The 15,976-nt window shown below is 34.1% G+C and carries 14 protein-coding genes and 1 pseudogene; 2 read left to right on the top strand and 13 right to left on the bottom strand.

Annotated elements, in window-relative coordinates:
* Window positions 1-8 precede the first annotated feature (8 nt).
* From AC2SLP_RS07675 to AC2SLP_RS07665, 3 genes are read right to left on the bottom strand one after another with little or no spacing between them, the layout of a single operon-like run.
* Complete coding sequence (locus AC2SLP_RS07675; protein WP_486536086.1) at window positions 9-2,702, bottom strand: DEAD/DEAH box helicase family protein; 2,694 nt, start codon at window positions 2,700-2,702, stop codon at window positions 9-11.
* Between the two features lie 2 nt (window positions 2,703-2,704).
* Complete coding sequence (locus AC2SLP_RS07670) at window positions 2,705-4,498, bottom strand: site-specific DNA-methyltransferase (protein ID WP_486536085.1); 1,794 nt, start codon at window positions 4,496-4,498, stop codon at window positions 2,705-2,707.
* A 10-nt stretch (window positions 4,499-4,508) separates the two neighbouring features.
* Window positions 4,509-7,382: an ATP-dependent helicase gene (locus tag AC2SLP_RS07665; protein ID WP_486536084.1), complete on the bottom strand. Its 2,874-nt coding sequence runs from the start codon at window positions 7,380-7,382 to the stop codon at window positions 4,509-4,511.
* 703 nt (window positions 7,383-8,085) lie between these two features.
* Between AC2SLP_RS07665 and AC2SLP_RS07660 the strand changes: the two genes are divergently transcribed.
* On the top strand, window positions 8,086-8,382 hold the full coding sequence (locus AC2SLP_RS07660; protein WP_486536083.1) for a tetratricopeptide repeat protein: 297 nt from the start codon (window positions 8,086-8,088) through the stop codon (window positions 8,380-8,382).
* Window positions 8,383-8,561: 179 nt separating this feature from the next.
* Here the strand turns inward: AC2SLP_RS07660 and AC2SLP_RS07655 are convergent, their stop codons facing one another.
* The 7 genes from AC2SLP_RS07655 to AC2SLP_RS07625 form a co-directional block, all read right to left on the bottom strand.
* Window positions 8,562-9,113: a Mov34/MPN/PAD-1 family protein gene (locus tag AC2SLP_RS07655; RefSeq protein ID WP_486536082.1), complete on the bottom strand. Its 552-nt coding sequence runs from the start codon at window positions 9,111-9,113 to the stop codon at window positions 8,562-8,564.
* Between the two features lie 96 nt (window positions 9,114-9,209).
* Window positions 9,210-9,722, bottom strand: a complete 513-nt coding sequence (locus tag AC2SLP_RS07650) for a ubiquitin-conjugating enzyme E2 (protein WP_486536081.1) — start codon at window positions 9,720-9,722, stop codon at window positions 9,210-9,212.
* Between the two features lie 3 nt (window positions 9,723-9,725).
* Complete coding sequence (locus tag AC2SLP_RS07645; RefSeq protein ID WP_486536080.1) at window positions 9,726-9,977, bottom strand: ubiquitin family protein; 252 nt, start codon at window positions 9,975-9,977, stop codon at window positions 9,726-9,728.
* A 4-nt stretch (window positions 9,978-9,981) separates the two neighbouring features.
* Complete coding sequence (locus tag AC2SLP_RS07640) at window positions 9,982-11,097, bottom strand: HesA/MoeB/ThiF family protein (RefSeq protein ID WP_486536079.1); 1,116 nt, start codon at window positions 11,095-11,097, stop codon at window positions 9,982-9,984.
* On the bottom strand, window positions 11,090-11,344 hold the full coding sequence (locus tag AC2SLP_RS07635) for a J domain-containing protein (protein WP_486536078.1): 255 nt from the start codon (window positions 11,342-11,344) through the stop codon (window positions 11,090-11,092). Before AC2SLP_RS07635 ends, AC2SLP_RS07640 begins: the two co-directional genes overlap by 8 nt.
* Entirely contained in the window at window positions 11,344-12,213 is an 870-nt protein-coding gene (locus AC2SLP_RS07630; protein ID WP_486536077.1) for a hypothetical protein, read from the bottom strand. Before AC2SLP_RS07630 ends, AC2SLP_RS07635 begins: the two co-directional genes overlap by 1 nt.
* A 270-nt stretch (window positions 12,214-12,483) precedes the next feature.
* Window positions 12,484-12,699, bottom strand: coding sequence for a hypothetical protein (locus AC2SLP_RS07625; RefSeq protein WP_486536076.1), 216 nt, complete (start codon window positions 12,697-12,699; stop codon window positions 12,484-12,486).
* 329 nt (window positions 12,700-13,028) lie between these two features.
* On the opposite strand from AC2SLP_RS07625, the pseudogene AC2SLP_RS07620 reads away from it, so the two are divergent.
* A pseudogene (locus tag AC2SLP_RS07620) lies at window positions 13,029-13,136 on the top strand (transposase); the annotation flags it as partial.
* Window positions 13,137-13,669: 533 nt separating this feature from the next.
* On the opposite strand, the gene AC2SLP_RS07615 reads toward AC2SLP_RS07620, so the two are convergent.
* From AC2SLP_RS07615 to AC2SLP_RS07605, 3 genes are all read right to left on the bottom strand, one after another.
* Entirely contained in the window at window positions 13,670-14,302 is a 633-nt protein-coding gene (locus AC2SLP_RS07615; RefSeq protein ID WP_486536075.1) for a hypothetical protein, read from the bottom strand.
* A 330-nt stretch (window positions 14,303-14,632) separates the two neighbouring features.
* Window positions 14,633-15,013 (bottom strand): surface-adhesin E family protein, encoded by a 381-nt coding sequence (locus AC2SLP_RS07610; protein ID WP_486536074.1) that lies wholly within the window; start codon window positions 15,011-15,013, stop codon window positions 14,633-14,635.
* A 643-nt stretch (window positions 15,014-15,656) separates the two neighbouring features.
* The gene (locus AC2SLP_RS07605; RefSeq protein WP_486536073.1) at window positions 15,657-15,917 is read right to left on the bottom strand and encodes a helix-turn-helix transcriptional regulator; all 261 of its coding nucleotides are present in this window, start codon (window positions 15,915-15,917) and stop codon (window positions 15,657-15,659) included.
* Window positions 15,918-15,976: the final 59 nt, after the last annotated feature.

The following is a 15,976-nucleotide window of genomic DNA, read 5'->3' as shown; positions in this document are numbered from 1 at the left end:
AAATATAGTTAAAATTTTAAATTAGTTTCAAGTGGCAAGTCTCTTTTATCGAATAGATATTTATAAAGGTGAGCATCTGCGTCAGTACCTCTAATCATACGGTACTCTATACTACTTTCAAGAGCATACTCTTGAGTGGCTTTTTTCTTCGCTAAAACAGTTTTATCTTCAAACTGGTGATCCCCTTTTACTTCAATAATCAGATAACCACCACCTTTTAGCTGAACGAAAAAGTCAGGATAGTAGTCTCTTAATGCATAAGAGTCCGGATCAATGTACTGGAAATAAAAGTCAGTTTTATTTTTGCTAGTGAACATACCAGTGAAATATATCTTCTCAACTTCTTCGTCTTTTAATAAATCCCAGAATAAAGTGTTCTCTGGATTTGAGTCGAAAGTATAAGTATCTAGATTAAAGCTCTTATCTCTGTACTCTGTTGGTGAATCATTATAATAAGCCGTTCCACCCTTTCCTTCATGCACTTCGAAGTAGCTTTGCTCCCCAAGCGCCGGAGGTATAATTAAGTCTACTTGATGCTCGACTGTCTCAAATTTAGTCTCCACTTCATGCATTTCTTTGAATAGGTTTGGAATTACTAAATCATATAATAGCTCATTAAACTCATTCACACACTTAAGAACTACATCAATACCTTCATGTGTTTGATTCAGGATACTTTCAATTCTTAAAGGGCTGATATTTAAGTACGTAGAAATCTCAGCGACTAATGTTAGCTTACTGTAGGAGCGCTTTTCTTTTTCTGAGGTTCTATCTTTGACCCGAAGGTTCTGGTTATAACTTGTTGAATTTTCTTCTAAAGTCGTTTTTGTCTGCAAAATCCGATATTCTTTAGTCAGCTCATGCCACTCATCAGGATCCTCATGATTCAACCCTATAGGTGTGCCATTAACAAACTGCTTGTCCTTAAGTTCTACTGTACGCTTAACCTTTTTAAGAGGAATCTTTACAGCCTCCCTCATCCTAACCTTAAGCTTAGGCTTGTCATCCTTGGACTTTTCATTAAACTCATTAGCTGTCATTCTAAAGTTAGATTGTAATTCTTTATCTAATATTTCATAGTTTTCTTCACTCAGAAAAATGGAGCCTGTATGTTGCTTATCTCCAATAGAACGTAAGCAACGCATCGTTGCCTGAAGTACAAATACTTTTGATCTAGGAGACCTATACATTGCTACACCAAATAAAGAACGACAGTTCCAACCTTCTCGCCCTTTATTAACTAACAAAATAAATTGCTTGTTGGATTCTGGGGTATCTAAACGGTTAAATTCGCGAATATCATCCGATGAAGTATGCTTTTCATCACCTACGTTAACTAGAATACGATCTAATGGTATATCGTGTTTTATGAGCTGTCTCTCAATTTTAGGCTTCAACTCATTAACTAACTCATCAATGCTAGTAGCAAAAAAAGCAATCTTAGGTAACATTCCTTCAGGCCGTAGACCCTCTACTGCTTCTAAAAAATCTGCAATTACTAGACTAATAAAATCACTATCTTTAGTATTTGAGTAGGAGTTTACATCTGGATTCTTAAGATATTTTTCCCTAATAGCATCTTTTAGGTTGAATGCATACACTACTTCAGGTAGTACGTCTTTACCAATATACGGTGTACCGGTATAGTTATAACAACCCACTACCTTAGTACCTGCTGCTTCTAATTTAGCAGCCAACTCATCGATTGTGCGTCTTAAACTATTGTCTGTCTTTGACTTAGTGCCTAGCATGTTTTTCTTTAGCGTATTACCAAATGAATGGTGTGCCTCATCAACATAAACACCTAATCTTGGCAACCTAGACAGCTTTTCGAATCTTTGGTTGGAAGTTAGTTCAGCTTCTGAAGTGGGGGCTCCTAAGTCGCCGTATAAATCTCCAAATTCGCCGAAATCAACTTTATCACTTTCGAACAATTGATCAGATGCGCTCTTTTCTTTATGAGATTGCTTCAAGATAATTTTCTGAGTATTAGAAACAATAATATTAAAAGCTGAGTTATCGATCGTACTTAAGTTCGTACCAGTCTCTTCCAAGAAATGAAATTTGATATTAGTATTTAAGAAATTCTCATAGCCTGGTGGCACTACTTTACTTAAGTCGAATGTCTCAATTTCTTTCAAAGACTGTAAGACAGTTTTATCAGGTGCAAATATTAACGCGTTTTGACAGTACCTATCATCTTTAGGAAATTTATTAGCTAGTAAAAACTCATAGTAGATGCAGGTGGCCATAAGGAGCGTTTTACCAGTACCCATAGTCAGTGCAAAGATATAGTTAGGGTACTCCCGACTATTATCTTTCATTTTTTGTAAGACTTTTTTATAATTTTCTAATTCTATCGCATCATCAAGCAGCAAGCTTCCTTGAGATTCATTTTGTAAGAAGCCAGTTGCTTTTCTATTCTCAAATTTGTTCTGGGATTTGTACCAATCCTCGAAAATCTTTTCTACTTTTTCATTATTTAAAAACTCTTTCAAAAAGATATATATCTCTAATGCTTCAAATTGAGGCCTTCTAAGAAAAGCTTCTCTACGCTTAGAGCTATCGTTATAGTCCAAGTATTTCTTAGTTAAATCTCTATAATTTTGCCTAATTGCACCTTTATTAATATCATAGAAAGACCATAGGAAGTTAAAAAAAGCGAAGTCTAGGGCTGATGTAGAGCGAGTTGAATTTGCCATTTCTAAACCCCTCCTTCATTCAAACTGATCTCAAATACCTCAGATAGCAAGTCTGTGATTTTTACTCTAATCGTTCCCGCGTCCTCAGGTACACTATAACTACCCTCAACCAATTCTTCATTGTCAGGCATATCAATGAGTTTAGGTTGGAATACTGCTCCATCATAATTCCAGTCAATTTTTATGGTTTCAACCATTTCCCTCCAGTCGCTAACATTATCCTTCATCATTGAAAGCTTTTGCATCAAGTTAAGAGGATAAAAGCTTTCAATAGTTAAAACTCCGTCATCAATTTGGATTAGTGCCTCTGAGTCACGTTTAAACTCTAAGTCCTTTCTATCCTTCAAGATATCTACTACTTGTATATCTAACTTATAACCTATCAACTGCTCTATATATGCTGCCAAGTCAGGTTCATGGCCCATACAAACGATTAGCATTTTCTCCACTGCTTGATTAGGCTTATCATCTTTTCTCTTTTCGAATGTTTTATAGTCCACTCCGCTTATTAAATCCTGAACATCTTGCTTCGTAGCAATATGGTTAACAGGCATAATCTTAACCATACGTCCATCTTTTTCACCATCATAAATACTATTACGGATGGGCTGTATTTCTAAAGCTTCGATTAGAAGTTCTTTGGCTTGAATAGGATTTCTAAAAATGTCGTAATGATTTACGTTATAAACTTCGAACCCTGTGTACAAGAGCTCTGTTCCATCATCTAAATCATTTTCCCCTAAACCTATATCTTTAACTGTCTGTAGTAGGCGTTTGGTTGTAGTTTCAATAGATCCCGTGTTGATGTCTGCACCTATGAAGCGTCTCCCTAACTTCATAGCAACGTTCTGAGTTGTTCCTGAGCCCATAAAACAATCAAAAACCAACCCCCCTTTAGGACTAGAGGATACAATTATTCTTCTTAGGAGCTCTTGTGGTTTCTGGGTAGGATAATCTGTTTTATCCTTTGCAGAGTTGTTTACCTTATCTAAACTCCATACATCGTCAGCATTTCTGCCTTCAGCCAAGGCATCTTCAATATACCTTTTGACTCTTGTACCATTACCACCATCTGAATAAACAAACTCACGACCCTCATCATCTGTATGAAGCTTTTGCTTTCTATGTTTTACATACGCTTCTTTAGACTCCCATGGGATATCAAAAGGTTCAAAGTAAGGACTATCGGTCTTTGTGTAGTAAAAGATATAATCATGTCTCTTATTAAAATACGTTTTATTTCGTTTATTCCACCCTGAGTAATGCCAAATAATATCATTTTGCAAATTGGCTTTTCCAAATATCTCATCCAGAATGAGCCTCAAGTAATGACCTTGATGCCAATCACAATGCAGGTATATCGAGCCTGTATCTGAAAGAAGCTCTTTACACAACATCAGCCTTTCATACATAAACTGTAGATACTCATCATTACTCCACATATCTGAATATTGTTTTTCTTCAAAGCTATTTTGATCGTTAGTAGCAGACTTACCTTTTAATTTAATCTTTTTTTTATAATCTGCTTTTGAGTCAAATGGAGGGTCAATATATATTAAATCAACCTTTCCTCTAAATTCTCTTAGTAAATGAGACATAACTTGGAGGTTATCTCCCCAGAATATTTTATTAAACCATCCATTTACATCTTCGCCATATTGCTCTTTTAGTTGAGCAGGATAAAACCTTGTAGATTTAAATGGACGCTTACCGCGCCAATTCAGCATAGGATAACCTTTAATTGGCTCAAACACATATTCACTTACAACAACTTGGTTTTCTTCAATATCTCTCATTAATTTTTTCCTAATTAGGTTTGAATTTCCAGTTCTTTTTATTACAGTAAAAACGCATATCGCACTCTAGACATAGTTTATCCGGCCTAGAGCTCATGTCATAATCCTTTGATTCGATTTTTGAAATAACTTCCTCAAACTGTTCCAACGTTTTGTCTACTTGCTCATTGTTTTTATCAAATGATACATAAGGGGAGCCATTATTTTCACCAGTATAATACAAGTGCATTTTACTAACTTTCTTGCCAGTCTTTTCTTCTACTAGATGAGCATAAAGCTGCAGCTGGCGTTTATAAGACTCTAGCCTGTCTTTTTCTTTGAATAAGTCAGGCTTCTTTTCTGACTTAAAGTCGATAATTTCAACTGTTTCATCCTCACCTCGAATCAGATCAATACTCCCTTTAAGAATATAATCTTCTTTAACCAATGAAACCTCAACTTCAGCCTCCTGAAGTCTATCTAAGCTTTCTTTCTCTCTTTCAAAATAATTAACGACATGCTTTTCAGCTGCTTTTAGCGTGATCGGAGCTAGGTACTGACGTTCTTTTTTTGACAAATACATGTAATTAGTATTAAGCCAATCCTGTATTTTCTCTTTCGTAATAATCTGCGATTCATTGCGAAGCACCGCTTTATGAATATCTTCAATGGTTTGATGTACTAAGGTACCAAAGATTTGAGCACCCGAGCGTACTGGATGCATCTCAAGCTCTTTAAAAAACTTATACTGCTCAGGACATGCTTCATATAGAAGTATATGAGAAGTAAAAGCATACTCTCTTTTGATATTAATCTCTTTAACCTGTTCAAACTCTATTTGAGAAAAATCAACTCCAGCATGCCTCCAATCAACCACCTCGTCTACTACATCAGCGAAATATTTTGAAGGCGACCGCCCATGTCCATCCTTAATCTCACATGCTAGCACCAATAAATTCTGCGCTCTAGAAAAAGCCGTATAATACAGTCTCCAGAAGTCAAATACCTTCATACTCTCAAATGGCTCATAAGCTGGTTTGTCAAAAAATTTATTTTGTAACAACTCATCCAAGTCTGTATGACTTTTACGAGGAACACCTTCTAAACTACAGGTTACAACTACGGGATACTCTAACCCTTTAGACTGATGAATTGTTAAAAAAGAAACACAGCCACTAGGGGCATACTCACTATCGTCTTCAAACTCTCCTATACCACCATTTTTTAAGAACCTAAAATACTGATTAAATAAATCATTCAAGTTCCTATTTATGTATTCTGTACTGATTACAGAAATATAGTGCAAATGCTCAAACTTCGCTAATAGAGAAGTGAACTTCGAGAGATTCCTAGCAGCCCTACCCTTATCTACACCATTTAAAGCATCTTCTGAAAAGCATTTACTAAACAATGGAAACTGTATCATTTCGTAAAACAAAGCTGTGAAGCCATAGTCTGTATTATCTTTTAATTGATAATGACTTCTTGCCTTATTAATTGCCCATTTACGTAAATCTTTATTATTCTCTTTCTCAAGTTCAGCTTTAACAAGTGGTATACACTGCCTATCATAATAATCCCAAATATCAAGCTCTATACCTTCTTGCCACTGTCTAATCTTAAAGTATCGAGGGAAAATAAATATAAATAATCCAATCAATAATCGGACTTCATCCCTTTCAAAAAACTGATTTGAGCGTGGGGAATAGACAGGTATACCTTTGGACTCTAGATAGTTAGCTAAGCCGACAGATCTTTTACTCTGGACAGATCTGAATAAAAAGGCTACTTGGTTCCAGTTCTCTAGACCATTCTCTTTCAGCTTTATAAGAAACTGATATACCTCTTCATACCACTCGTCTTGTCCTCGTGCTGTCACTTTAACAACAGCAGGTACTTCAGGGTAAGAGGCTTCGGGAGTTTCTATATTTTTATGGTGACGATAATAATTTAGACCATCGCTCCACTCTATTCTTTGCATCCAATTGGTGAAGAACTTCACAATATCCGGATGAGATCTATAGTTCACTGCGAGCTGGATATTTCTACACTGATTATCTTCGAATATCTTTGGGAACTCTAAGATGTTTCTAACCGTAGCACCTCTAAATCTATATAACCCCTGATCATCATCACCTACTACACACAGATTCTTTGAGTTGCCCATTAATAGTTTAAGAATTTTTTCTTGAATAGTATTTGTATCCTGATATTCATCTACCATTAAATATCGTAGTTTTTGATGCAACTCATCTAGAATCTGAGGATGATCAGTCAGTAACTTAAAGGTTTCGTACTGTATTGTTGAAAAATCTAAAGCATTAGCTTCTTCGAGCATAAGGTGATATTTCTCTAAGCAATGGCCCAATACAATCACTTCCTCATAATCCGCTGATTGAAGCTTCTGATATGATAAACCTTCCTCTGTAACCTTATTAAGTAAAGAAAGTACCTGACTCGCTTTATTCCAATTGGACTGGTTTTCTTTAACTAAGCTATTAAAACCTTCAATCTCTGTGAAGGCTTTTAAATTCTTATATAACATAAACTGCTGATCGAATTGATCATACAGAGTAAAATTACGCTTAAGCCTTGTATAATGTTGATATTCTTCAAGCAGCCTTAAACATATTGAATGAAAGGTGCCTAAATACATTTCATTTAAATTAACAGCAATATCTAGCTCTATTAGCCTATTTGATATCCTAGTACGAAGTTCTCTGGCAGCCTTTTCAGTGAAAGTAACTATTAGAATTGAATCTACTTTAACGCTATAGTTCTGAATTAGATTAACTACCCTTTCTACTAGGGTAAAAGTCTTACCTGAACCTGGGCCAGCAATTATTAGCACTGGTCCGTTAACCGTCTCTATAGCTGTTTTTTGGAATTCATTGGCAATGCTCATATCACATCTACTTTAATTTTTAGATTTTATAAGTTATCTATAACTTTTATAAAGTTAAGCTTCTTGTCTCGTGTGAACTTTGGTTTTGTGAGATTTGCAGTTTTTCTAATCAAACTATGAATTTAATAGAGATATTCATCATTTTAAATATTATTAATTAGTATAATCAGGACATCTGAAATAATGCAAATAGAATAAAATCATAAAAATACTATTTATTCATTTAATTAAAATTTAGAGGGAGAATATAATGGGTAATACTTAGGATGATGATCCAAAAGAGTATTTAGCAGACAATTAATACCTTAAGGCCATGCATACATAACACTAGCATGGTTAAATGAGCTGAAGCCTAACAAGGTTAAATGAATCGTAATTTGTAAATAGTGTCCCATCTGGTGTATTAATTAATGAGATCGACTATGATTAAGTAACTTCACCACTTAAATGCTTTGAAGTTATCCTAAGACTGGCAAAGCTCAATTGTTTAAAAGGGTTTAATGATGATAAAGGTTGAAGTGATATGGCTATTACAACATACGAAGTAAAGCGTATTACTACTTGTTTAAAGTTTTAAATTATAATATTTTTTTAAAATATGAAGTTTTACTTTTTTGATTATGTAAAATTAACCTTAGATACTAGTATTTAAACTTAAATTAACATCCTTTCAAAGTCGTTGTTAGTAAAGAGAATCAATATCATGAGCATTAATAGATATCAGTTATTTAAAATAATTAATTTTTTTATTTTAGCTCCTTTTATCCTAACAGGTTGTCAGAAAGTATTTGAAGATAAAAAAACAACTAGTATCTACAAAGAAATGAAAAGATCAGCTAATAAAGGGAGCATCCCTGCTCAATATGCGTTGGGACGTATTTATGAAAATGGATTAGGTGTAAATGTAGATTATAAGTTAGCTAAGAAATGGTTTGGAATGGCTTGTGATAATGGTTTACAGGGAGGTTGTGATGGTTATGCATCAGTAAATATACATTAAGAGACACATGGTTTCATATAACTTCTCATGTTAAGAAACTATCGTAAAAGTGTTCAGCGAACATTATATTTCAAAAATAATGATTGTAATAACAGATTAAACAATTTACCTGTAGTAACAGTTATAAGTATAGGATTATAACTTACAAATGAATACTTATATAAAGAGAGATTTAAATCTCATACTCCATACAGAAAATGCGAAGGGGCAACTTCTATAGATTCACGACCTATAAAAAGCTTCTGCTCTTTTCTTATGGGATCTATAACCAACCCTAAACTGTATGGATGGTAAAAAAAGTTTTTCTGAGTAGTACGGTCAGTACTACTAAAAAAAGCACCTAAGTTGGGATGGCTATGATACCAACCCACTACAAAATTAGTTTTACTGGACTTTCCTGTGGCCATATTCCAGACACTTGAGTCCATCGATAGAGAGACAGAAGTAGAAGAATAGTCTCTACTTTCAACAATATCTTCTACGGTAATAGCCACAATACCCTTGTTAAGATTCACCTTACTAACTACCCTCCCGAGTAAAAGCCCTCCCAGTTCAACATTTCTGCTTTCAAGATGTTGAAGAATTCGGGTTTTTACTGATTGAGTAAGCAATATTGCTGGCTGCTCTTTAGTTAATTTAAGGAGATTTATTATCTCAATCGCTGAATGATTATGATAGAGTCCATTAACTGAAATAGGTTCTAATTCAGACTTAAGATTGGTCCACTTCATAAATAGGCTCTACAATTTTTAAGTGACAAGCAGTCAAAAGCACCTATAAGATAGATAAATCTAACTTGATACTATTAAAGGTTTCAAACCTTGTTGTTAAAAGTTGTTCCAAACAATTTTATTTTTTTGTTCTGTTTTAATATTCAACTTATCAGTTGGAAATGCATTAGGGTTTTTAACTATTTGTCGTCTATACCAATTTAATGCAGGTCCATTTGCAGGGGAATTCTCATTTAATAGGAGAGGATCAAAAGTTATAATTTGAATAATACGTTTAACTAATAGATCGAGACCTTCAGTAGGTAACCACTTCGTACCCAAACAAACCTTTCCACTTCTATACACATTTGGATGAAATATAGTAGAAGTTATAGTAGCATTTGGTTCCTGGAAAGGGTATCGACTTAAAAGCTCAATTTCTACGGTTGTCGTATGTTGAATTTTACTCGGGTAATCTTCCGATGGTGCAGTAGGATAGTCTAGCTCTAAAATTATTTTATTAACTGGGTTACCAGATTTAGATTTTATTTTGACTTTATGATTAGTAGTTCTTGCTAGGGCTTCAATTTTTAGCAAGTCTTGTTTAATTCTTTCATTTGAAATAGCCATATACTACCCCGCTACTAAAACTGGTTGTACTTCTAATATATCACCGTTCTTGACTTCTAGAGACTTAAGTGTCGAAGTTGGAATGATTGTTTTTCCTGAAGTAACGTTTACTAAGCTATAGTCAGTATCAACTGGTAACGACCAATTATCAACAGACGCTTGAATTACGTCAGCTCCAGTAGTGTCAGAGGCCATAGAAACTTCAGCTTTACGAGTTTGGTCAGCTGTTCTAATTACAACATTCACTTCAGACATAATGTTACTCCAAATCAATTATTAATATTTCGTCTTCTTCAATTACATAAATAAATTTACTAGGAATTTTTTTTCCGTACATTGTTGATATTAATTCATTTATAGTGAATGAATCCTTTATATTGACTCGAACTGTATCTTGCTTACAATTAATACATTTAGCTATATCGGTATTATATTTACTCGCTCTTTCAAAAACTACTGTAGCGTCATCCTCATTAGGATTACACTCTACACATCTGTAAGAGACTAAAACTGGGTCACTTAAGGTTAAAGTAGCAGAATCATCAACGGCTAGTGATAGTCTATCATGTATTAAAGGTGATCCTTTTAATATCAACGGCTCAGTGTGTAGAAATGAACATCCTGGACAATCTGGGTTTTTACCTAAAACTGTTGTAGTTGAATTTCCAGTAAAAGTATCTATAAAAATACGTCTAGATAAGGTACTTTTTGGATTGTTGATTAGCTGCAAGATATTTGCTACAGCTATAGACGCAGCAAGGCTAGATGTAATGATAGTTGTAGGGATTTTCTTTTCAAGGTAAGATACTTTTTTCAGCCAACCACAAGAGTATCTCTCTTGCATTCTCGCATATGAACTTTCAGGTAAGTTACATTCATAGCAGGCAGTTGCATTGCTTAAATAAAATGGAAAAACCTCTATAATAGCGTATTTACTATCAATGGCCGTATTCACGAAATTTGTTTTAGTTATTAAAGCAATCTCATTAAGCTTTATTCGTGCCTCAAAGTTGTCTACGCAACTTATTATGCAGTCATAATTTTGGGCTCGTTCTAAAGACATCAGATCCCAGAAGTTTCCAGGGAAAATATTTACTACTGAATCAGGATTTATTTTTTTTATCTCTCTTCCAGCAACTTCTGCCTTATTAAGCCCTACATCTGTCTCTCTAAAAAGAATACTTCTCGTTAAATTATGAATTTCAATAGTGTCAAAGTCATAGAGGTCTAATTGCCCTACTCCTAATAAAGCTAAGTTTTTAGCTACTTCATTCCCAACAGCACCACAACCCACTATAGCAATGGAAGACCCATATACTTTATCTTGTGAGAACCAATCAATAAGCGAATGTCTTAAATAACGTTTATCATTCATCTTCAATTCTACTTTTAAGGGTGGCAAAGGATAAGTTAAGTAATTTAGTTACCTCTTCCCCGTAATTTACCATAAATGGATCAGCTCGGTCTGGATGATAGATGCTCATCTTTTTTCTATATGCTGCCTTTACTTCTTTTAAACTAGATTCTTTAGTAACACCTAGCCTTTCATATGGTGTTTGAGCCTTTAATTTTTCCAATTGACTCTTATATTTATTGTCAACATCAATGTCTTTCCATTTCATTATCTTACACTCAGAATCATACTTTTTTGGGATACAATGATTTCATAACCAAAAGTAGGATGTTTTATCAGTAGTCCTCTAATTCTAACCTTTTTACCCTTTAAGCTATTAATATATTGTGCACCGCCCACTTTTCTAACAGCTCCCTTAAAGAAAACAAGCTTGAAACCTTCCACCCACCTTTTATTTTCAAACATGACTGCAAAATCATTACCTCTTTTACTTTCGTAAACTCTATAGACATAACTTTCAAAAGTTACTACTGAGCCTACATAATCTTTAAAGTTACTTAAGGTGACGATGTCAGGAGTGTGGTTTCTACCAGTTTGGGCTGTAGAATCATCTAATATGGCAGTAATACGTTTTGAGTTACATGCCATACACTGTAAGTTATTTTCTGCTTTTATAACTTCATAACTTTCAGTATGATAATAAACTTTACAGTCCTGACACTGATATAGCCCTAAACTCCGATCTAAAGGAGCTCCAGTAAAGGCATCATTTAGTCCGGATAGATCTAATGTAGTTGTAGGGGTACTACTTGTAAAACCTGAATCTGCTGTTTTGAAAGTTATATTAGGGTTATTGGTTTTTCTTGCAGATGGTCTAAAGGATTCCTTTTCCTTTTTTTCACGTAAAACAACCTCTAGGTCTGGCTCTAGGTCTTCTAGGTTTAGCTCTCGCTCTAAGCGCTCCTGGGCTGCCCGCTCTCGGTTATTTCTTATCTGTCTCTGGTTATAAGTGTTAGAGCTACTAATATTATTGGATCGATATGTATTAGAAGAAGAACTTGAGCTATCGTTATTATTGATAGTATCCCAAACCCAACCAACAAACCATAAAATGGCAATAAAAATTATCCAACCCATTTAAACCTGCACTCTCTAATCATAGTTATAATTCATTCAACTTTTATAGTTAAATCCGTTACAAAATACAACTCAGCCTTTTAAGAAAAACCACTTGATGTCATTCTACTAATTTTCCACATGCAAATAAATATATAGATGGGCGTGATCTCTAATTATCTATAATCATTCTCAGAATAGGTGCGCTGCGCTCATTTAGCTATACTTTATTAACATAAATACTCATATTTAGAAAAGTCATATTATCAGGACTTGCAGATAGCATCAGGTTTATAAAAGCATAGCTATCAATTGTGGGTCAGTATTATATAAGTAGTTTTGAATTTCATAATAAGTGCTTATAGGTGCGGGAATCGCCTCATTGTCTACGACACTATACATTTGATAAAAACCTAATTTGATCAGCGGTTTATCTAACGTGATCGTTCGTTCACCAGCGACAAACACTAATGGGCAAGCTGAGTAGCAATCAGAATGCAATTTCATATCAATACCTTTAGAAAATAATAAGTAGCCTACTGAAATTGCATTACCGAAACTACCCCTCCGCTTACAATCAAAACACTTTCAATATTTGGATATTTTTTAGAGATTCCTCTAATTTATCATAAAAATTGTTATCAATTTCTTCAGTATATCTCAAGTCTGCGAAACCATCTTTTACACGCACTAGTGCACCTTATTCATGTTTATTACTATGTAGATAATCTTCTCTGACTAAACTAAATTGATTCAAACAGCCCAAGTGAGTGAGCTATGCTGAAAAAACCTTAGATAAAACTTGGTAGACTAAAGGAGATAAATAGGAGTTTACCATGACTAAGAAAGTTAAGAAATACAGTGAAGAATTTAAAGCAGAAGTGGTCAAAGTTATAGGAAGTAATGGCGGAAATATCAGTGCCACAGCTAAACAGTTAGGGCTGCCAAAATAGCTCTTAACAAAAAAACAAATAAGGAAAAAGGAATAAAGAAAAAAGAGCGAGTCGGCACACTAAACCTTGATCCTATTAAACTAAAAGAAATTGGCGACGAAGGTGAGAGGCTTGTCCTCAAGTATGAGATATAACAACTTATAGAAAATGGTTACACTGACTCATTGAAAAGATATAACGCATTAGATGTCAGTGAATTTAAGCTCTTTAAATTTTGGAAAGGTAAGGCTCCCCATACAGGAACCAAATTAGGCTAGATAAGCTCAATATATATAAGGCTTTGAGTGTAGCAATGGATCGCAGTGTACATCAGGGTGTACAACATTTTGCATTAGTGACTATCCTAACGTGTCCGAATATTAACCAGTAAGTAAACTAAATAGCAGACACAAAAAAAGCCACCTAGTTAGTGAGAACATATGAAGTTGTCTGAGGTCTTAGAAATTGAGTCTAGGTAATTTATTGACCATTTATAGGAAATATGACAGAAGTTGTCGTGTTAATAGGTTCAAAATTTAGTCTAGCTAGCTTTTTTCCCGGTACTTCCTTTCCCGATTAAGAACTTCCTGATATAGTTCCTCAGATTGACGTTCAACTTTTCTGTTAATCCAAGGTATAAAAAAAACCAATCCTCCAATACTTAAAATCATTGTATACATAGGCGTAGAAATGTTACCTCCCATTACTGCTTGCCAAAATAAATAAAGTATAGAAATAATAATAATGATGAAAAGTGATAGACATATTCCTTTTATAGGGTATAAATTCCCTACTCCCTCTCTTACCAAAACCTTTATTGCATCTTTATTAAAGTAACGATTATCTAAAGATAAATTATTTACCGATATATATAAATAAGAACCAACTGGAGGATAAAGCCACATTACATGTAAAATATGACCTGATCTCATGGGTGGTACGTTGACATTAGTAAGTTTAAAGTTTCTTTCTTCCCCATCCTCACTAACCAAGAAAATATTATTAAACCAATCAGTCGATGATACTAGAGGTCGCACAACAGTACCATAGCTATTAGAATAACCGCCGCCACCTGAGACATGTGTTTGGGATGCAACTTGTTGCTCAATAACTTCACCTTTGAAGTGGCATAATGTATATGTCTGACCATCGATATTTATCTGTTCATTTAGAAGCATAGTCTAGGTTAATTCCTATTAACATTAGGTAAAATAGATACTAGTTTTTAATTTTTCAAAGCAATTATTACACATTATGCCAAACACAATCTCAAAAAATTAATAAAAAAAGCCAGATAAACTTTTCCGATTTAAGTTTAGCTTTAATCGACACAAAAAAACCACTTAGTTAATTTAGATTTTTAAGATTTATTTGATTCTATATTAAAAAAAGTAATTTAACATAATGGCTATAATCCTAAACGCCCTTTCCAAAAATATTTTCTGATTTAATTTTTTTAATAGTGCCAGTGGCTTAACCCTTTTTGCTCACACTTTATTAAATTATTTTTAGTGAGAACATACGTATTTTGCTAAGGTCTCACCAACTGTGTCTGGATACAATATTGACCATTCACTAGGACTTTTATGGTTGTAAAGTACTTTATCATCAAGTCTAGTTAATAATGCTAATGTTCTATATCGCATAGGTCGGCTCTTACAATCAAATTGCTCTAATGACACCGTTGAGTTGTATTTTTTATCAACTAATGTCTGAACATTAGAGAAATCCATTCTGGCAAATGCTTGCTTATAACCGCTAGCACTTGTTATTGAGTCTGTATCAATATAAGAAACAATATCACTGCCTTGTGAAACTTGTACCCAATTAGACGCACTTGCTGTTACTGACATTAAACCTGCCATTGCCAATATTACTAAATTTTTCATACCATCTCCCAATGCAAATTTTTCCGATTATAACGCAAACAATCAAAGTAGAAATAACGTTAAAAAGTGAGTTTAGCTCCTAATGTAGCAAGTAAACCAAATAGCTTTATACTAGGTCTTGCATGGGATTGAGTTTATTTCAATACCTTTGTACCAACAATTGTTTTTTAATCCTTCCATTTTTGATGTGATCAATGACAAGCGACTTATATAATTTGGTCGACTTGTGCCTATCCTACCATTGATAAATAAAGCCCTTAGAAAAAAACTTACGAGCCTTAAAGAATATCAATAAGGATTGACGCGGATAATTTTGAGAAGGTCATATATTAAAATCACTAATTAAAAAAATGTTGATTAATAATAGCATTGTTGATAAAAAAAGGCCTGACCGTACAATTCAACAAAATACCCCCTGCTATTTTGAAGCAGGGGGAGTTTCCATGAACAACAGCTTAAAACAGTTTAAACGATAGTCATTTAACGTAATGTCTATTATTTAAAAAAGCTCAATAATGTGATTTTTTAATTATAATTAATTGATTTGACTCTAATACTTATCTGTTAATAATTTATTATAGTAATTTTCAATAAAAAATAAAAAAAATAAACCGCCCTACTCTCAAGTAAAGCGGCTTATAATTTACACCATACGATGATTAATCTTACTATTAATCCACTCAGCTACCTCCTGTGCTACCCAAGCTACTCTCACTTTACTTAACTGCACCTTCTTCGGGAAGGTTGGGTCGTAGCGATCTGAGTCCTCATTGAGCATCTCATATATACTTGAGCGACTTAAACCTGTGTACTTTGTCACATCCTTAATGTTTAACAACTGCGGAATGTGATTGCATTCATGAGTAGTAGTAGCAGTAGGTTGCTCGCTGTTTAATTGGTTCATACTGTACTCCATTAGTTACTGTGTAATTGATTGAGAGCTTCTCCTCTCATACAGTTACG

This window comes from Psychrobacter sp. CX21, assembly GCF_057396255.1.
This window is presented reverse-complemented; position numbering and strand designations above follow the sequence as displayed.